18 protein-coding genes and 1 pseudogene are annotated in these 16,650 nt (G+C 60.3%); 12 read left to right on the forward strand and 7 right to left on the reverse strand.

From position 1 onward, the window contains the following. Positions 1-74 precede the first annotated feature (74 nt). Positions 75-2,219: an ATP-dependent DNA helicase DinG gene (dinG, locus tag BLR63_RS15355; RefSeq protein WP_010563559.1), complete on the reverse strand. Its 2,145-nt coding sequence runs from the start codon at positions 2,217-2,219 to the stop codon at positions 75-77. A gap of 99 nt (positions 2,220-2,318) precedes the next feature. Between dinG and BLR63_RS15360 the strand changes: the two genes are divergently transcribed. Next, the gene (locus tag BLR63_RS15360) at positions 2,319-2,783 is read left to right on the forward strand and encodes a CopD family protein (protein WP_010563558.1); all 465 of its coding nucleotides are present in this window, start codon (positions 2,319-2,321) and stop codon (positions 2,781-2,783) included. Between the two features lie 118 nt (positions 2,784-2,901). On the opposite strand, the gene BLR63_RS15365 is transcribed toward BLR63_RS15360, so the two are convergent. Next, entirely contained in the window at positions 2,902-3,660 is a 759-nt protein-coding gene (locus tag BLR63_RS15365; protein ID WP_010563557.1) for a hypothetical protein, read from the reverse strand. 136 nt (positions 3,661-3,796) lie between these two features. Continuing rightward, positions 3,797-3,886, reverse strand: a pseudogene (locus tag BLR63_RS31210) (OmpA family protein); the annotation flags it as partial. A 168-nt stretch (positions 3,887-4,054) separates the two neighbouring features. Between BLR63_RS31210 and BLR63_RS15370 the strand changes: the two are divergent. The 10 genes from BLR63_RS15370 (at position 4,055) to BLR63_RS15415 (ending at position 12,776) form a co-directional block, all read left to right on the forward strand. Next, positions 4,055-4,552, forward strand: coding sequence for a DUF6231 family protein (locus tag BLR63_RS15370; RefSeq protein ID WP_010563556.1), 498 nt, complete (start codon positions 4,055-4,057; stop codon positions 4,550-4,552). A gap of 4 nt (positions 4,553-4,556) precedes the next feature. After that, positions 4,557-5,027, forward strand: a complete 471-nt coding sequence (locus BLR63_RS15375; protein WP_010563555.1) for a YchJ family protein — start codon at positions 4,557-4,559, stop codon at positions 5,025-5,027. Positions 5,028-5,048: 21 nt separating this feature from the next. After that, positions 5,049-5,531 (forward strand): LEA type 2 family protein, encoded by a 483-nt coding sequence (locus tag BLR63_RS15380; RefSeq protein WP_042946523.1) that lies wholly within the window; start codon positions 5,049-5,051, stop codon positions 5,529-5,531. Then, positions 5,528-5,728, forward strand: coding sequence for an SEC-C metal-binding domain-containing protein (locus tag BLR63_RS15385; RefSeq protein ID WP_003189235.1), 201 nt, complete (start codon positions 5,528-5,530; stop codon positions 5,726-5,728). The genes BLR63_RS15380 and BLR63_RS15385 overlap by 4 nt, the downstream gene beginning before the upstream one ends. Positions 5,729-5,830: 102 nt before the next feature. Further along, on the forward strand, positions 5,831-8,272 hold the full coding sequence (locus BLR63_RS15390) for a penicillin acylase family protein (RefSeq protein WP_010563553.1): 2,442 nt from the start codon (positions 5,831-5,833) through the stop codon (positions 8,270-8,272). A 325-nt stretch (positions 8,273-8,597) separates the two neighbouring features. Beyond that, positions 8,598-9,377 (forward strand): transporter substrate-binding domain-containing protein, encoded by a 780-nt coding sequence (locus tag BLR63_RS15395; RefSeq protein WP_010563552.1) that lies wholly within the window; start codon positions 8,598-8,600, stop codon positions 9,375-9,377. A 57-nt stretch (positions 9,378-9,434) separates the two neighbouring features. Further along, complete coding sequence (locus BLR63_RS15400) at positions 9,435-10,163, forward strand: ABC transporter permease (RefSeq protein WP_010563551.1); 729 nt, start codon at positions 9,435-9,437, stop codon at positions 10,161-10,163. Continuing rightward, positions 10,160-10,870 (forward strand): ABC transporter permease, encoded by a 711-nt coding sequence (locus BLR63_RS15405; RefSeq protein ID WP_010563550.1) that lies wholly within the window; start codon positions 10,160-10,162, stop codon positions 10,868-10,870. The genes BLR63_RS15400 and BLR63_RS15405 overlap by 4 nt, the downstream gene beginning before the upstream one ends. 9 nt (positions 10,871-10,879) lie before the next feature. Beyond that, complete coding sequence (locus BLR63_RS15410; protein ID WP_010563549.1) at positions 10,880-11,998, forward strand: succinylglutamate desuccinylase/aspartoacylase family protein; 1,119 nt, start codon at positions 10,880-10,882, stop codon at positions 11,996-11,998. A gap of 13 nt (positions 11,999-12,011) precedes the next feature. After that, the gene (locus BLR63_RS15415) at positions 12,012-12,776 is read left to right on the forward strand and encodes an ABC transporter ATP-binding protein (protein ID WP_010563548.1); all 765 of its coding nucleotides are present in this window, start codon (positions 12,012-12,014) and stop codon (positions 12,774-12,776) included. A 103-nt stretch (positions 12,777-12,879) separates the two neighbouring features. Here the strand turns inward: BLR63_RS15415 and BLR63_RS15420 are convergent, their stop codons facing one another. Together BLR63_RS15420 and dcd are read right to left on the reverse strand one after the other, a co-directional pair. Beyond that, the gene (locus tag BLR63_RS15420; protein WP_010563547.1) at positions 12,880-13,077 is read right to left on the reverse strand and encodes a hypothetical protein; all 198 of its coding nucleotides are present in this window, start codon (positions 13,075-13,077) and stop codon (positions 12,880-12,882) included. A gap of 107 nt (positions 13,078-13,184) precedes the next feature. Next, entirely contained in the window at positions 13,185-13,751 is a 567-nt protein-coding gene (gene dcd, locus BLR63_RS15425; RefSeq protein WP_010563546.1) for a dCTP deaminase, read from the reverse strand. Between the two features lie 388 nt (positions 13,752-14,139). Between dcd and BLR63_RS15430 the strand changes: the two genes are divergently transcribed. Further along, positions 14,140-14,349 (forward strand): cold-shock protein, encoded by a 210-nt coding sequence (locus BLR63_RS15430; protein ID WP_002554837.1) that lies wholly within the window; start codon positions 14,140-14,142, stop codon positions 14,347-14,349. Positions 14,350-14,590: 241 nt separating this feature from the next. Here the strand turns inward: BLR63_RS15430 and rpoS are convergent, their stop codons facing one another. Further along, on the reverse strand, positions 14,591-15,595 hold the full coding sequence (rpoS, locus tag BLR63_RS15435; RefSeq protein WP_010563545.1) for an RNA polymerase sigma factor RpoS: 1,005 nt from the start codon (positions 15,593-15,595) through the stop codon (positions 14,591-14,593). A gap of 105 nt (positions 15,596-15,700) precedes the next feature. Next, entirely contained in the window at positions 15,701-16,537 is an 837-nt protein-coding gene (locus BLR63_RS15440) for a peptidoglycan DD-metalloendopeptidase family protein (RefSeq protein ID WP_042946522.1), read from the reverse strand. Positions 16,538-16,650 lie beyond the last annotated feature (113 nt).

The raw sequence follows: 16,650 nt of genomic DNA on the forward strand, positions 1-16,650 counted from the left end.
CCCAAACGACCGGTGAATGGCCTGATGACATAACTGAGATAGACCACAAAGTGGGCGAATTCGCCCACGGTGGCTTAAGAAATTTCGCGCCGGAACGGCGGCAAGGCATTCAGGATCGCCTTGCCATAGCGCTGGGTGACCAGGCGGCGATCGAGCAAGGTGATGGTGCCCCGGTCTTCTTCGGTACGCAGCAGGCGGCCGCAGGCCTGGACCAGCTTCAGGGAAGCATCCGGCACCGAGATTTCCATGAATGGGTTGCCGCCCCGCGCCTCGATCCACTCGGCCAGTGCGGCCTCGACCGGATCATCCGGCACCGAGAACGGGATCTTGGCGATCACCACGTGTTCACAGTAGGCACCGGGCAAGTCCACACCCTCGGCGAAGCTCGCCAGGCCGAACAACACGCTGGAATCCCCGCCATCGACCCGCGCCTTGTGCTTGTTCAGGGTTTCCTGCTTGGACAGGTTGCCCTGGATAAACACCTGCTTGCGCCAGTCACGGTCGAGGCCGTCGAACACGTCCTGCATCTGCTTGCGTGACGAGAACAGCACCAGGGTGCCGCGCGACCCTTCCACCAGCCCCGGCAGGTCACGGATGATTGCAGCGGTGTGAGCCGGCGCATCCCGTGGGTCGGCCTTGAGGTCGGGCACGCGCAGCACACCGGCGTCGGCGTGATGGAACGGGCTCGGCACCACGGCGGTGACGGCTTTTTTCGGCAGCCCGGCGCGCATGCGGAAGCGGTCGAAGGTGCCCAGGGCGGTCAGCGTCGCCGAGGTCACCAGGCAGCCATAGGCCACGTTCCACAGGTTGCGTCGCAGCATTTCGGCGGCAAGGATCGGGCTGGCGTTGACCTCGATATCGAACAACGCACCACTTTCCGACAGGGTCAACCAACGGGCCATGGGCGGGCTGTCCTCCGGGTCTTCGACGGTAAAGGCAGTCCACAACTCCCAGTTGCCCTGGGACCGGGACAACAGGCTGCCGAACAGCGGGTACCACTCCTCGGCCTGGTTGCTGGCGATGCCGATATTGACCTCGCCATCCATGCCTTCCTTGAGCAGATCGGTCAGGCGAGTGAACAGGTCGGTCAGGCGCGAGAAGCCCTTTTTCAGCTCGATGCCCATTTCGCGCATGTGCTCGGGGATCAGCCCGCCCACAAACCGATGACGCGGGCGCTCGCGGCCCTCGACGTCTTCGCCGGGCTTGAAGTCGGCGACCTGCTCGCAGGCACTGAACATGAACTGCTGCTGGGTCTTGATCTCCCGCGCCAGCTCCGGCACCTGTTCGATCAGTTTGCCCAGGTCGCCGGGCAGCGGATGCTGGGCCAGCAGCTTGGTGAGGTTCTTGGCGGTGGTCTCCAGCCAGTCGGCGGTGGAGCGCAGCCGCGTGTAGTGGGCGAAGTGGCCGATGGCCTTGTCGGGCAGGTGGTGGCCTTCGTCGAAAACGTAAAGGGTGTCGCGCGGGTCCGGCAGCACGGCACCGCCGCCCAGGGCCAGGTCGGCCAGCACCATGTCGTGGTTGGTGACGATCACGTCGACCTTGCCCATGCCTTCGCGGGCCTTGTAGAAGGCGCACTGGCCGAAGTTGGGGCAATGGCGGTTGGTGCACTGGCTGTGATCGGTGGTCAGGCGCGCCCAGTCGGCGTCTTCCAGGGCGGTGGGCCAGCTGTCGCGGTCGCCGTCCCATTTGTTGCCGGCCAGTTTCTCGATCATGCTGGTGAACAGCTTCTGGCTGACTTCATCGACTTCGATCTTGAAGCCTTCTTCTTCGAACAAGGAAGCTGTGGCGGTTTGCGCGTGGCCTTCCTGCAACAGCACGTCGAGCTTGGACAGGCACATATAGCGGCCACGGCCCTTGGCCAGGGCGAAGGTGAAGTTCAGGCCGCTGTTGCGCATCAGGTCGGGCAGGTCTTTGTAGACGATCTGTTCCTGCAGGGCGACGGTGGCGGTGGCGATCACCAGGCGCTTGCCGGCGGCCTTGGCAGTAGGGATCGCGGCCAGGCTGTAGGCCACGGTCTTGCCGGTACCGGTGCCGGCCTCGACGGCCACGACCGCAGGCTCACCCTCGCGGCGACCTTCGTCGTCGGTGTCGATATCCCCGAGGACCTTGGCCACTTCGGCGATCATCAGGCGTTGGCCGTAGCGCGGTTTCAAGCTCTTGGCTTCGAGAAAACGCGAATAGGCGCCCTGGATCGTGGTTTTGAGTTCAGTGCTGATCATGGATAGTCGGGCGCAAAAAACGCTGGATAAATTTTCAGTGGTTCGGATCGGTCGCTATCATACCCCGCTAATTAATCCCGCGCAGAACGGAGTACCACCATGACCGCGTTTAGCCTCGCTTACACCCTGCATGTATTGGCCGCCCTGATTTGGGTAGGCGGTATGTTTTTCGCCTGGATGATCCTGCGCCCCGCCGCTGTGGCGGCCCTTGAAGGCCCTGCCCGGCTAAAGCTGTGGGCAAATGTGTTTCAACGTTTTTTCGTGTGGGTTTGGGTGGCCGTGCTGGTTTTGCCGATCAGCGGTGTCGGCCTGCTGCAACTGCGCTTCAACGGCTTTGAAACCGCGCCGCGTTATGTGCAGGTGATGATGGGCTTATATCTGGTGATGACGGCGCTGTTTATCCGTATCCAGGCGCTGAAATTCCCCGAATTGCGCGCGGCGGTAGCGGCTGAGGATTGGCCGGCGGGTGCGGCTGCACTGGGGCAGATTCGCAAACTGGTGGGGATCAATCTGATCGTGGGCCTGGTAGTGGTGGCGATTGCTTCGGCTCGGCCGATGTTCTGACCAGACACTGTAGGAGCGAGCTTGCTCGCGAAGGTCGTCAACGATAACGCAGCGCTTCTGGAAGCCCGTGTCGCCGATGGTTTTTTCGCGAGCAAGCTCGCTCCTACAAGTGGGTGTGTCAGAGGCGCTGGATCGTTACGGCGCCCGCAGGCCCAGCCGGCCCCGGCTGTCCTTCAAGTCCTGGCCGGCCCTTCTCGCCGCCATCGGCGCGGTACACCAGGCAGCCTTTGGATTGGCCACCGTTGCCCGGTTTACCCGCCGTGCCAGCCAAACCACCGGCACCGCCATCGACCCACACCTTGATCTTGTCGCCTGGGAAGTCCTGCGGCAGTTCGACCCGCACCTGCGCACCTGCCGCGCCAGGCAACCCGTCACCACCGTTATCGCCGTTGGCGCCGCGCCCAGCCGAGCCCCACGTGCACCCTGGGTCTTCACCGTTGGCACCATCCAGCCCGGCATACCCCTGGGCACCAGCGCCACCGCGGGCATCCACCGACAGTTCTTCAGCCGTCAGGGCTTTGATATGCAAGGTCAGGTCACGCCCGGCCTTGGCTGGTTTTTCATGGGTGCCCGGTGCGCCACGGGAAGTGAACTGGCTGCCGTGGTCCAATTGGGCATGCTGCACCTGCAGTTGTAATGCGTTAATACCGGGGGCAATCGCAATACGGGCGTCGCGGCCCAAGTGCAGTTGATCCACCGTGACCTGGCTGATCGTGGCCGGGATCAGCAAGGTGCCGTAGTCCGCCACATCCAGGCGTTCCAGCTGCAATACGCTGGTGCTGCTGGGCAGGCGCATCAATGAGTTGGTTTCGACACTGACGCTCTGGGCCAGGGCTATGGGGCTGACCAACAGGGCCAACAGAAAAACCTTACGCATCATGGGGCTCCTGAGTGTTTTCAAATTTTTCTTTGAACGCACAGTAACGACTTCTACAGGCGATTTGCCAGTGAAGGTTCAAAAAAGTTAATAAAGGGGGAGGTTTCGCTGCAAATCGCCGGCAATGCCCCTGCTGTCAGCAGTTGATCTGGATTTCGGTCCGGCGGTTGAGCGCGCGACCTTCAGCGGCTCCGTTGTCAGGCACCGGATGGCTTTCGCCCGCACCGGCGGGGGCCGATGGGTGGACTAAAGACCGCTCTTTTCAACTGCGCTACTACGCCACACCCCGTATTCATTGAGGTTTGCCGTCCACATCGGACTTTTCGCAGCCGTATGCTCTAGGCCCGCACGCTCAGCCGCGCTAGTCTCTGAGGTCTTGATGTGAGGATCTCTGATGACCGCTGGTATTTCTTCCCGTACACCCCAGCAAGCCTTGGCTGCCCTGCTGGATCTGCACCAGCCCAAACGCCTGCTGCTATTGGGCGCCAGCCAGTTCCCGGCACTGGATGCCTTCCAGGCGGCCCACCCGGATACCCACGTTAGCGTGGCAGTGCCCGGGGCCTTGCCGGCGGAGCTTGCAGCGCAGCGTTTTGACCTGGCGCTGGTGGTGGACTGCCTGGAACACCTGTCAAAACCCCAAGGCCTGACCCTGCTCGGCGGCATTCGCAACCTTAATGCCAGCCGTATTGCCGTGCTGGTGGACCTGGGCGCCTGCGACTGGAAAGACACCGACTTTTTCTCCCTGGCCCTGCAGGCCGGCGAGCGCTTCCAGCGTGATGAGCAGGTTCTGACCCTGTTCACCTACGATCTGCTTGACTATAAACAGGTACCGGACTGGCTCAACGCCCGGTTCTGGGCCAACCCGGAAAACTTCGGAAAGTATTGGTGGTAAGCCGATGAGTACATCCATTTGTCCCTGCGGCAGCGGCAACCTGCTGGATGCCTGCTGTGGCCATTATCACGCCGGGCATCCGGCGCCTTGCGCCACCGCACTCATGCGCTCACGCTATAGCGCCTATGTGCTGGGCTTGGTGGACTACCTGGTCGCTACCACGTTACCCGCGCAACAGGCCGGCCTGGACCGTGACGCGATCGCCGCCTGGAGCGCCCAGAGCACCTGGCTCGGCCTGGAGGTGGAAAGCTCGGAGGTGTTCGGCGGCCAGCCGGAACATGCCTTCGTGACCTTCACCGCACGCTGGCATGACAGCACCGGCGAACATAGCCACCGCGAGCAGTCCTCTTTCGTACAGAATGACGGGCGCTGGTACTTCATCGACCCAACGGTGGAGGTCAAGGCAGGACGCAACGATGCGTGCCTGTGTGGCAGTGGGCAGAAATTCAAGAAGTGTTGTTCCAGCTACCTCTAAATCCATTCAAAGGACAACGCCATGCTTCGGATGTACAGCTTGATGCTGGCGCTGACCCTCATGTTGACGGGCTGCGCTTCATGGTTCGAAGACGACTCGCCGCCGCCCCACGTCTCGCTGGTCAAGGTCGAAGTGGTGCGCGCCAAGCTGCTGGAGCAGAAATTCAAGCTGTACTTTCGCGTGGACAACCGCGACGACTCGGACCTGACCGTGCGCGGTCTGATCTACAAAGTCACCCTCGGCAACTTTGTGCTGACCGAGGGCGAGTCCAACGAATGGCTCACCGTACCGCCACGGGGCCACGCCTTCTTCAAGGTCTCGGTGCGCACCAACCTCTGGCCGCAAATCCGCGATGTGGTGCAGATGCTGAAAAACCCCGACAAACCCGTGCCCTATCGCCTGGAAGGTGAACTGAAAACCGGATTATTCATCGGTTATGACGTGCAGGTGAACCACAATGGCGAGATAATCCCCGGCGATTTTATTCCGGAGCGACATCAATGACTCAACAACCCCATGTCCATGGTCCTGACTGCAACCACGATCACGATCACCATGATCACGACCACGGCCATGTCCACGGCCCGAATTGCGGCCACGCTCACCAGGAACCGGTACGCAACGCCTTGAAGGACGTTGGCCGCAACGATCCGTGCCCATGCGGCAGCGAGAAGAAATTCAAGAAGTGCCACGGCGCCTGATACCAGGCTCCTGAAAATAAGCCTTAGCTCCTGCTTGCGTCGTTTCGCCGCGCTCACTAACGTAGCGCCTTTACTGACGCTACCCCCCGCAGGAGCTTTGCCATGGCCTCGCCAGCCCTCTCACATTTTCTTCCCCGGTTCGGCGTTGCCGCGGCAGTGGCCAGTGCATTAAGCCTGGCCGGTTGCCAGCTCCAGAGCACCCAGGACACCCTGCTTCCCGTTGCCGGCGTCCAGCCGATCAAGGGCCTCGCACAGAATGTTTCGATACGCCGCAACGCCCAAGGCATGCCGCTGATCGAAAGCAACACCTTTCACGACGCACTGTTCAGCCTCGGCTACGTGCATGCCAGCGACCGCATCACACAGATGGTCACGTTGCGCCTGCTGGCCCAGGGCCGTCTGGCGGAAATGTCCGGCCCCGACGTACTGGATGTCGACCGCTTCATGCGCGCCGTCAACCTGAAGAAAAGCGCCGGCGAGCTGTACAACGCCTCGTCGCCGCGTCTCAAGCGTTTCTTTGAAGTGTATGCCCGGGGCGTCAACGCCTACTTGTTCCGCTACCGCGACAAGCTGCCGCCGGACCTCGCCCGGACTGGCTACAAGCCCGAATACTGGAAGCCGGAAGATTCGGCACTGTTGTTCTGCCTGCTGAATTTCAGCGAGTCGGCCAACCTGCAGGAAGAACTGGCGTCCCTGGTACTGGCGCAAAAAGTCGGCGTCGACAAACTCGCCTGGCTCACTCCGAGCGCGCCGGACGAACCGATTCCCCAGGCCGAAGCCGACAAACTCAAGGGCGTGAACCTGGGCCAGATCACCGGCCTTGCCGGGCTGGATGCGGCCAGTCAGCAACTGAGCAGCCTCAACTCCCTGGCGGTGACGACGTCGAGCAACTGGGCCATCGGCCCACAACGCAGCCGCAGCGGCAAAAGCCTGCTGGCCAACGACCTGGCCGCCCAACCGCAAGCACCGTCGCCGTGGAGCTACGTGCAGATTCGCGCACCGAAGTACCAGGCGGTCGGTGCCTCGATTGCCGGCCTGCCCACCCTGCTGTCCGGCTTCAACGGCAAAGTGGCGTGGAGCATGAGCGCGGTCAAGGGCGATACCCAGGACCTGTTCCTGGAGAAAGTCAAACGCCAGGGCAACGCGTTGTACTACGAAAACAACGGAAAATGGCTACCGGCGGGGGTACGTAACGAAACGTTCTTCGTCAAAGGCCAACGCTCGATCCGTGAAGTGGTGTACGAAACCCGTCACGGCGCCCTGCTCAACAGCAGCCAGGCGCTGACCACGGGCCTGGGCCTGGCCCTGCAAACCGCCGACTTCAAAGACGACAAGAGCCTCGATGCGTTCTTCGACCTGTCCCGTGCGCAAAGTGTCGCCAAGGCCTCGGACGCGACCCGTGAAATCCGCGCTATCGCCTTGAACATGGTCTTCGCCGACGCCACCAATATCGGCTGGCAAGTCACCGGCCGCTTCCCCAACCGCCGCGAAGGCGAAGGCCTGCTGCCCTCGCCGGGCTGGGACACACGCTTTGACTGGGACGGTTACGCCGACGCGATGCTGCACCCGTACGACCAGGACCCGGCCCAAGGCTGGATCGGCACCGCCAACCAGCGCACCGCGCCGCGTGGCTATGGCATGCAGTTGTCCAACTCCTGGGATGCGCCGGAGCGCAGCGAACGCCTGGCGCAATTGGCCAATGCTGGCAAGCATGACAGTCGCAGCGTGATTGCCATGCAGTACGACCAGACCACCACCTTCGCCGCCAAACTCAAGACCATGTTCAAGGCGCCGGGCATGGCCCAGCCGCTGAAACAGGCGATTGACGCTTTACCGACCGCGGAACAGGCCAAGGCACGGGAAGCCCTCAATCGCCTGATGGCCTTCGACGGTCGTCTGGTGGCCACGTCCGCCGACGCCGCGCTCTATGAGCTGTTCCTGCAGGAAAGCACCAGGCAGATCTTCCTCGACGAACTCGGCCCGGAAAACAGCGCCAGCTGGAAAGCCTTTGTCAGCAATGCAGGCTTGTCCTACGCCGCCCAGGCCGACCACCTGCTGGGGCGCGAAGACAGCCCGTTCTGGGACGATGTGCGCACTGCGCAAAAAGAAGACAAGCCCGCCATCCTCGCCCGCAGCCTGGCCGCCGCGATCAGCGCCGGCGACAGCCAACTGGGCGCCGACCACAAGGCCTGGCAGTGGGGCAAACTGCACAGCACCACCTGGAAAAACACTCAGGGCCAGGCGATTCGCGGCCCGCTGGCGTCCGGCGGCGACCACAACACCTTGAACCCGGCGCCGTACAGCTGGGGCCGGGACTTCAATACCACCCAAGTGCCGGCGCTGCGCATGATCATCGACTTCGGCCAACCGGAACCGATGATGGGCCAAGGCGGCATCGGCCAATCCGGCAACCCGGCCAGCCCGAACTATGCCAATGGCATTGACCCGTCGCTCAAGGCGCAATACCTGAGCTTCCCGATGCAGCCGCAGAACTTCGACAAGGTGTATGGAAAAGCCAGGCTGACCCTGACACCCGGCAAATAACCGGTTCCCCTGAAGACGCCGGACCAACATCTGCGAGGGGGCTTGCTCGCGATAGCAGTGGATCAGTCGATACACGTGTGACTGACCCACTGCTATCGGGAGCAAGCCCCCACATTTTCAATCTCCAAATGATCTGAAATGGTGCGCTGTTTTTTTCATGCCCATTTTCGGGCATCTCCTACACTAATAACGCCTTTGTCCTACCTTTTAAAACGCTCATTCGGAACTATGGTGCAGAAATTGCTACTTGTGATCCGTCTGACACCGTTCAGTAACAGTCCTAAACGCGCCACAAGCGCCTATCTTGGTTTCTAGGGATTACATAATGAAAAAAGCATTGCTGACCCTTTCCGCACTGGCTCTGTGCATGGCCGCAGGTTCCGCCTTGGCCAAGGAATACAAGGAACTGCGTTTTGGTGTCGATCCGTCCTACGCTCCGTTCGAATCCAAAGCGGCTGACGGTAGCCTGGTGGGCTTTGATATCGATCTGGGCAATGCGATCTGCGCCGAACTGAAAGTGAAGTGCAAGTGGGTCGAAAGCGACTTCGACGGCATGATTCCAGGCCTGAAGGCCAACAAATTCGACGGTGTGATTTCGTCCATGACCGTCACCGAAGCCCGTATGAAGGCTATCGACTTCTCCAATGAGCTGTTCTCCGGCCCAACGTCGCTGGTATTCAAGAAAGGCGCCGGTTACTCCACTCCCGAGTCCCTCAAGGGCAAAACCGTGGGCTACGAGCAAGGCACCATCCAGGAAGCCTACGCCAAGGCCGTGCTGGACAAAGCCGGTGTGACCACCAAGGCCTACGCCAACCAGGACCAGGTTTACGCCGACCTGACCTCCGGCCGTCTCGATGCGTCCGTGCAGGATATGCTGCAGGCCGAACTGGGCTTCCTGAAGTCGCCAGCCGGTGCCGACTATGAAGTCAGCGCAGCCATCGACGACCCATTGCTGCCGGCGAAAACCGCCATCGGTATCAAAAAAGGTAACACTGAGCTGAAGGCCCTTTTGGATAAAGGTATCAAAGCGTTACACGATGATGGCACCTACGCCACCATCCAGAAGAAACACTTTGGCGATCTGAACCTGTACAGCGGCAAATAATGCCTGGGGCGCCCCTTTTCCGAAGGGGCGCTTTTTTATCGCCATAGGTCCTGATTTATGTTCGAAGAACTGTTGCAAACCCTCGGGCTGAGCGCGCTCAGTTTGAAGGGTTTCGGCCCGTTGTTGCTGCAAGGCACCTGGATGACCCTCAAGTTGTCGGTGCTGTCCCTGGCCGTCAGCGTGTTGCTGGGCCTGCTCGGCGCCAGCGCCAAACTCTCCAGCCTGCCCTTGTTGCGCATCCCCGCCCAGCTCTACACCACATTGATTCGCGGTGTACCCGACCTGGTGCTGATGCTGCTGATTTTCTACAGCCTGCAAACCTGGCTGACCGGTCTTACCGACTTCATGGAATGGGAATACATCGAAATCGACCCATTCAGCGCCGGGGTGATCACCCTGGGCTTTATCTACGGTGCGTACTTCACCGAGACCTTTCGCGGCGCGATCCTCGCCGTGCCCCGCGGCCAACTGGAAGCCGCCACGGCCTATGGCCTCAAGCGCGGCCAACGGTTTCGCTACGTGACCTTCCCGCAGATGATGCGCTTTGCCCTGCCGGGCATTGGCAATAACTGGATGGTGATGCTCAAGGCCACCGCGCTGGTGTCGATCATCGGCCTGGCGGATCTGGTCAAGGCCGCCCAGGATGCCGGCAAAAGCACCTATCAGCTGTTTTATTTCCTGGTCCTCGCCGCGCTGATCTACCTGTTGATCACCAGCGCGTCCAACTTCGTCCTGCGCCGTCTTGAACGTCGCTACGCCGCAGGCTCCCGGGAGGCAGTGCGATGATCGAACTCTTGCAGGAATACTGGCGCCCCTTTCTTTATAGCGACGGCCAGCACATCACCGGCCTGGCCATGACCCTGTGGCTGCTCAGCGCGTCCCTGGTCATCGGTTTCCTGGTGTCGATCCCGCTGTCCATCGCCCGGGTATCGCGCAATCCTTTGGTACGCTGGCCGGTGCAGTTCTACACCTACCTGTTCCGTGGCACGCCGCTCTATATCCAACTGCTGATCTGCTACACCGGCATCTACAGCATCGCCGCCGTGCGCGCGCAACCGGTGCTCGATGCGTTCTTTCGCGACGCGATGAACTGCACGATCCTGGCCTTCGCCCTCAACACCTGCGCCTACACCACGGAGATTTTCGCCGGCTCCATCCGCAGCATGGCCCACGGCGAAGTCGAAGCGGCCAAGGCCTATGGCTTGAGCGGCTGGAAGCTGTACGCCTATGTGATCATGCCGTCGGCGCTGCGCCGCTCGTTGCCCTACTACAGCAACGAAGTGATCCTGATGCTGCACTCGACCACGGTGGCGTTCACCGCGACGATTCCAGACATCCTCAAAGTGGCCCGGGACGCCAACTCGGCCACCTTCATGACTTTTCAATCATTCGGCATCGCGGCGCTGATCTACCTGACCGTGACGTTCGCCCTGGTCGGTCTGTTTCGCCTGGCCGAACGCCGCTGGCTGGCGTTTCTCGGACCGAGCCATTAAGGAGCCTTCATGCGTCATCAGGTTCATGAACTGATCGCGCCGGTGCCCGGCACGGCGCGGCAGATTCACAGCTTTCACTTCGGCCCGGAACAGGCCGAAAGCAAGATCTACATTCAGTCGTCACTGCATGCCGATGAACTGCCGGGCATGCTGGTGGCCTGGCACCTCAAGGCGCGTCTGGCGCAATTGGCGGCGGCCGGGTGCCTGCGCAGCGAGATCGTGCTAGTGCCCATCGCCAACCCGGCGGGCCTGGAACAGGTGCTGATGGATACCCCGCTGGGCCGTTACGAACTGGAAAGCGGGCAGAATTTCAATCGCCGGTTTGTCGACCTCAGCGACGAAGTCGGTAACCAGATCGAGCATTTGCTTGGGGATGACCCGCAGCACAACGTCCAACTGATCCGCAACGCACTGTCCCGCGCCCTGGCCGCACACACCGCCGAGACCCAGTTGCAATCCCAGCGCCTGGTGCTGCAACGCCTGGCTTGCGATGCCGACATGGTGCTGGACCTGCATTGCGACTTCGAAGCCGTGGCGCACCTGTACACCACGCCCGCCGCCTGGTCGCAGGTGGAACCGCTGGCGCGCTATATAGGCTCGGAGGCCAACTTGCTGGCCACCGACTCCGGCGGGCAATCCTTCGATGAGTGCTTCACCCTGGTGTGGTGGCAATTGCAGCAACGTTTCGGCAAGCGCTTCCCGATCCCCATGGGCAGCTTTTCGGTGACCGTCGAGCTGCGCGGCCAGGGCGACGTCAACCATGGCCTGGCGGCCCTCGACTGCCAGGCGATCATCGACTACCTGATCCACTTCGGCGCAATTACCGGCGACGTGGCCCCACTGCCGGACCTGCCCTACCCCGCGACGCCGCTGGCGGGCGTCGAACCCGTGGCCACGCCGGTGGGCGGCCTGCTGGTGTTCAGCGCCCTGCCGGGTGAATACCTGGAGGCCGGGCAACTGATCGCCGAAATCATCGACCCCATTACTGACCGCGTAACGCCTGTGCATTGCCAGAAGGCCGGCCTGCTTTACGCCCGCTCGCTACGCCGCATGGCCACTGCCGGGATGGTCATCGGCCATGTCGCAGGCTCAGAGGCCTACCGCAGCGGCTATCTACTTTCGCCTTGAGGATGCATGCCCCATGTACAAATTGACCGTTGAAGGCCTGCATAAAAGCTATGGCGACAATGAGGTGCTCAAAGGTGTCTCGCTCAAGGCCAAGACCGGCGACGTGATCAGCCTGATCGGCGCCAGCGGCTCGGGCAAAAGCACGTTCTTGCGTTGCATCAACTTCCTGGAAACGCCCAACGACGGCGCCATGACCCTTGATGACAAGCCGATCCGCATGGTCAGCGACCGCCACGGCATGCGCGTGGCCGACGATGCCGAGTTGCAGCGTCTGCGCACACGGCTGGCGATGGTGTTCCAGCATTTCAACCTTTGGAGCCACATGAGCGTGCTGGAGAACATCACCATGGCGCCGCGCCGGGTGCTGGGTTGCAGCAAGAAGGACGCCGAGGATCGCGCCCGTCGCTATCTGGACAAAGTCGGCCTGCCGGCGCGCGTGGCCGATCAATATCCAGCATTCCTGTCCGGCGGCCAGCAGCAACGGGTCGCCATCGCTCGCGCCTTGGCAATGGAACCGGAAGTGATGCTATTCGATGAACCCACCTCGGCCCTCGATCCGGAGCTGGTGGGTGAAGTGTTGAAGGTGATCCAGGGCCTGGCCGAAGAAGGTCGCACCATGATCATGGTGACCCACGAGATGAGCTTTGCACGCAAGGTATCAAGCCAGGTGCTGTTCCTGCACAAAGGCCTGGTGGAAGAGCAAGGCACGCCGGAGGATGTGCTGGGCAATCCGAAGAGCGAACGCCTGCAGCAGTTCCTGAGCGGCAATCTGAAGTAAACCTTTGCCGCCGCCTCCCGTGGGTCTGCGGAATAGACCCACCGGAGTGTCAGCTGCCGTATGGCCAGTACGCTAGAGAACTGGCCACTTTCCCCCTGGGATATCAGGCCATCGGTACGGGTGGTGGATCGTCCGGAAGGGTCGGTTCGCCAGGTTCGGTCGGTTCCGGAAAATCGGGATCGGGTTGACCGGGGATACCGCCCGCATAGGCAGGGTCAGCCATCAGGGACCAAGCCAGAACACCAATCTGATTGGGTTCAAGTCGGGCGAGTTCGGCACTGATTCGCGGGTCGATCTTCATAAGGTAATCCTCAAGCGTGGCTCGGTACGTTTTGCACGTACCGAGGCAGTACACCCAATAGAGTCCCTTTCCGCAGACTAATTCCCTTTACGCGTAGGACGTTTCGATCAAGCGCGTGGCAAGGTGACGCCGCGCTGCCCCTGATACTTGCCGCCACGGTCTTTGTAGGACACTTCACAGGCTTCATCGGACTGCAGGAACAGCATCTGCGCCACGCCTTCGTTGGCGTAGATCTTTGCCGGCAGGGTGGTGGTGTTGGAGAACTCCAGAGTCACGTGGCCTTCCCACTCGGGCTCCAGCGGCGTCACGTTGACGATAATGCCGCAGCGCGCGTAAGTGCTTTTACCCAGGCAGATGGTCAGCACGTCGCGAGGAATACGGAAGAATTCCACGGTGCGCGCCAGGGCGAAGGAGTTAGGCGGGATGATGCACACATCGCTCTTTACGTCGACGAAGCTCTTTTCGTCGAAGTTTTTCGGATCGACGGTCGCCGAATTGATGTTGGTGAACACCTTGAATTCATCGGCACAACGCACGTCATAGCCATAGCTGGAAACACCATAGGAAATCACGCGGTCGTCGCCTTCACCCCGGATCTGGCGCTCTACGAACGGTTCGATCATGCCGTGCTCTAGCGCCATGCGGCGAATCCACTTGTCCGATTTGATGCTCATGGCGGGTGTCCTGAATAGCGAGGTGGAAAAATTCTGTTGGGCATCTTACCGGGGCAGGCGGTGGGGTTCAAAGGGCGCGGGGGTTTTCTTGACGAATGCGCCGGCCACATAAGCCGCAGCCAGCGGGGCCGGGGGCGTTTTCACGATGCGTGGGGGCGGTAAATACCACCGCCAGTCACGAAAATAGAGAAACCTTCGGAAATACCATTGGCACGTCTCGGAAAAAGGGTTAAGGTGGCGCCACTGTGCTGCTTGTGTCACTGAGAATCTCTACACGATATGTTGAATTTCGATCCAACCATCTCCAAGAATTTTTCCTGCTCTTTGCACTCAGTCTCGGCCAGGGCTTTTCCTGAGTCGCAGTTAACTTTGTCCAAGGAGATACACCATGTCTAATCGCCAAACTGGTACCGTTAAGTGGTTCAACGATGAAAAAGGCTTCGGCTTCATCACTCCACAATCCGGTGACGACCTGTTCGTTCACTTCAAAGCTATCCAATCCGACGGCTTCAAAAGCCTGAAAGAAGGCCAACAGGTTTCTTTCATCGCTACCCGCGGTCAGAAAGGCATGCAAGCTGAAGAAGTTCAAGTTATCTAACTTGTACTGACCCAGTCGAAAGAACCCCGCCCTTAAAAGCGGGGTTTTTTTATGCCTTGGATTTGAGCATTCCTTTGAATGCCCCGCCGTGTAGCCACGCAGGCACGGCTTGCCGGTGATGGCGACGTTATGATCGCTATCGCCGGCAAGCCGGGCTCCTACAGTGGGTGTACGGGCACACAGCAAAACGCCCGATGCATTCCCATGCACCGGGCGTTTGTCGTGGCGGCCTTATCAATCGTTACTGAAACAACGACTCACTCGACAAGCCATTCTTCTCCAGGATCTCACGCAAGCGCTTGAGCCCCTCGACCTGGATCTGCCGCCCCCGCTCACGGGTCAAGCCGATCTCCAGACCTACGTCTTCCAGGGTGCTGCTCTCATGGCCGCGTAGACCGAAGCGGCGAATGACCACCTCACGCTGCTTGTCCGTGAGCTCTGACAGCCACTGATCAATGCTCTGGGAAAGGTCATCGTCCTGCAACAACTCACAGGGATCGGTGGGACGATCATCGGTCAGGGTGTCCAGCAGGGTCTTGTCCGAATCCGGCCCCAGCGAGACGTCGACCGAAGACACCCGCTCGTTGAGACCCAGCATGCGCTTGACCTCCCCTACCGGTTTTTCCAGCAGGTTGGCGATTTCTTCAGGCGAAGGCTCATGATCGAGTTTCTGAGTGAGCTCACGCGCTGCCCGCAGGTAGACGTTGAGTTCCTTGACCACATGGATCGGCAACCGGATCGTGCGGGTCTGATTCATGATCGCCCGTTCGATGGTCTGGCGAATCCACCAGGTGGCATAGGTCGAAAAGCGGAAGCCCCGCTCTGGATCGAACTTCTCCACGGCCCGGATCAAGCCCAGGTTGCCCTCCTCGATCAGGTCCAGCAACGATAGCCCACGATTGACGTAGCGTCGGGCGATTTTCACCACCAGTCGCAGGTTGCTTTCAATCATGCGCTTGCGCCCAGCAGGATCGCCCTTTTGCGACAAGCGCGCAAAATGGACTTCTTCTTCAGGCGTCAGCAGAGGAGAAAAACCGATTTCATTGAGATACAGCTGGGTCGCATCGAGCGCCCGCGTGTAATCAATGTATTTGTGTTGCTTTAACGCAGTGGAGTTCTTGGATTTGGTGCGAACTGAAGGTACAGCAGATCCCTCATTCGACATCGAATCCATAGCGATGCCGGTCTCCATCAGGAGAACCTCATCGTCGATGTCAAACTCCGGCGCTTCTTTACTGAGAGCCATTGTTATAGTCCTTTGGTGAGTTCGACCTCAAGCTCAAGCGACGCCTTTATCCTTGGCAACGCTGGAGCCTGTTCCTTCTACGTGAGGGAACAGGCTGGCAACACATCAACGACGGGGTAGGAATTGCAGCGGATCTACAGGCTTCCCTTGGCGGCGAATCTCAAAGTGCAGTTTCACCCGGTCTGTACCAGTTGACCCCATTTCGGCAATTGTCTGTCCGACCTTGACCTGCTGCCCCTCCCGAACCAACAGCCTACGGTTGTGGCCGTAAGCACTGACGTAGGTATCGCTGTGTTTGATGATGACCAGCTCGCCGTAGCCCCGTAATCCACTCCCGGCGTATACCACTGTCCCATCAGACGCAGCTAAAACAGGCTGTCCCAAATCCCCGGCGATATCAATGCCTTTATTCAAACTACCGTTTGAAGAGAATTTTCCAATCAATACGCCGTTCGAAGGCCATCCCCAACCGGTCGGTGCAGGCCCTGCGGGGGGCAGCGGCGCGGGGGCGGGCTTGCTCGCAGTGGTGGGCGCGGCGGTGCCCGCAGGCCGCGTAATGATGGTGGTTTTGCTTGAAGAGGATGGGGAAGAACCGCTGTTTGTCACAACTGTCGTAGACGTTGAACCGGTACGCCCATCGAAGCGAATCGTCTGACCCGGATGTATGGTGTACGGCACAGGAATATTGTTTCGAGCTGCAAGTGCCTTGTAGTCCCAACCGTAACGGAAGGCGATCGAGAACAGCGTATCGCCCTTGCGCACCACATATTGCCCGGTGGTCACCGTCGGCTTTTGCGGCGCGGCATTGTTACGGTCAACGACCCGCGCGCCGCCGGATGGCGTGCTCGAACAGGCCGCCAATAAGGAACTCAAGACAAGGCCAAGCACCAGTCGCTGAAAGCTTGTTTTACTCATACGCTGCGCAAGACCTGTGAGACTCACCCGCCGCTCCCTTTGTGGTGGCTGAACATGAACGCCTGTACCAGGCTTGAAATATGTCGCAAGTATAACTGGGCATTGGCTTTTTACCGGCACACGACCGAAACGAAACATTC

This window comes from Pseudomonas extremaustralis, from assembly GCF_900102035.1.
GTDB classification, from domain to species: domain Bacteria; phylum Pseudomonadota; class Gammaproteobacteria; order Pseudomonadales; family Pseudomonadaceae; genus Aquipseudomonas; species Aquipseudomonas extremaustralis.

What these genes read in the sequence shown, in the direction of transcription:
- BLR63_RS15385 (WP_003189235.1), top strand. Translation starts at nt 5,528, where the DNA reads ATGACTCAACAACCCCATGTCCATGGTCCTGACTGCAACCACGATCAC.
- BLR63_RS15390 (WP_010563553.1), top strand. Translation starts at nt 5,831, where the DNA reads ATGGCCTCGCCAGCCCTCTCACATTTTCTTCCCCGGTTCGGCGTTGCC.
- BLR63_RS15395 (WP_010563552.1), top strand. Translation starts at nt 8,598, where the DNA reads ATGAAAAAAGCATTGCTGACCCTTTCCGCACTGGCTCTGTGCATGGCC.
- dinG (WP_010563559.1), bottom strand. Translation starts at nt 2,219, where the DNA reads ATGATCAGCACTGAACTCAAAACCACGATCCAGGGCGCCTATTCGCGT.
- BLR63_RS15420 (WP_010563547.1), bottom strand. Translation starts at nt 13,077, where the DNA reads ATGAAGATCGACCCGCGAATCAGTGCCGAACTCGCCCGACTTGAACCC.
- rpoS (WP_010563545.1), bottom strand. Translation starts at nt 15,595, where the DNA reads ATGGCTCTCAGTAAAGAAGCGCCGGAGTTTGACATCGACGATGAGGTT.
- BLR63_RS15415 (WP_010563548.1), top strand. Translation starts at nt 12,012, where the DNA reads ATGTACAAATTGACCGTTGAAGGCCTGCATAAAAGCTATGGCGACAAT.
- BLR63_RS15410 (WP_010563549.1), top strand. Translation starts at nt 10,880, where the DNA reads ATGCGTCATCAGGTTCATGAACTGATCGCGCCGGTGCCCGGCACGGCG.
- BLR63_RS15375 (WP_010563555.1), top strand. Translation starts at nt 4,557, where the DNA reads ATGAGTACATCCATTTGTCCCTGCGGCAGCGGCAACCTGCTGGATGCC.
- BLR63_RS15405 (WP_010563550.1), top strand. Translation starts at nt 10,160, where the DNA reads ATGATCGAACTCTTGCAGGAATACTGGCGCCCCTTTCTTTATAGCGAC.
- BLR63_RS15370 (WP_010563556.1), top strand. Translation starts at nt 4,055, where the DNA reads ATGACCGCTGGTATTTCTTCCCGTACACCCCAGCAAGCCTTGGCTGCC.
- dcd (WP_010563546.1), bottom strand. Translation starts at nt 13,751, where the DNA reads ATGAGCATCAAATCGGACAAGTGGATTCGCCGCATGGCGCTAGAGCAC.
- BLR63_RS15380 (WP_042946523.1), top strand. Translation starts at nt 5,049, where the DNA reads ATGCTTCGGATGTACAGCTTGATGCTGGCGCTGACCCTCATGTTGACG.
- BLR63_RS15400 (WP_010563551.1), top strand. Translation starts at nt 9,435, where the DNA reads ATGTTCGAAGAACTGTTGCAAACCCTCGGGCTGAGCGCGCTCAGTTTG.
- BLR63_RS15360 (WP_010563558.1), top strand. Translation starts at nt 2,319, where the DNA reads ATGACCGCGTTTAGCCTCGCTTACACCCTGCATGTATTGGCCGCCCTG.
- BLR63_RS15430 (WP_002554837.1), top strand. Translation starts at nt 14,140, where the DNA reads ATGTCTAATCGCCAAACTGGTACCGTTAAGTGGTTCAACGATGAAAAA.
- BLR63_RS15365 (WP_010563557.1), bottom strand. Translation starts at nt 3,660, where the DNA reads ATGCGTAAGGTTTTTCTGTTGGCCCTGTTGGTCAGCCCCATAGCCCTG.